The 262-nt window shown below is 50.8% G+C and carries 1 rRNA gene; it reads right to left on the bottom strand.

Features of this window, described 5'->3' with window-relative positions:
• A 23S ribosomal RNA gene (locus ACLHZ1_RS20810) occupies window positions 1-262 on the bottom strand; the annotation flags it as partial.

Raw genomic sequence — 262 nt, 5'->3', positions numbered from 1 at the left:
GGTCTTCCGGCGAGGAGGCTTTTCACCCCCTTTATCGTTACTTACGTCAGCATTCGCACTTCTGATATCTCCAGCATACCTCTCGATACACCTTCGCAGACTTACAGAACGCTCCCCTACCACTCATACATAAGTATGAATCCGCGGCTTCGGTGCCTGGTTTGAGCCCCGTTACATCTTCCGCGCAGGCCGACTCGACTAGTGAGCTATTACGCTTTCTTTAAATGATGGCTGCTTCTAAGCCAACATCCTAGCTGTCTGA

This window comes from Aeromonas sobria, assembly GCF_050266975.1.
Lineage (GTDB): Bacteria > Pseudomonadota > Gammaproteobacteria > Enterobacterales > Aeromonadaceae > Aeromonas > Aeromonas sobria_B.
This window is presented reverse-complemented; position numbering and strand designations above follow the sequence as displayed.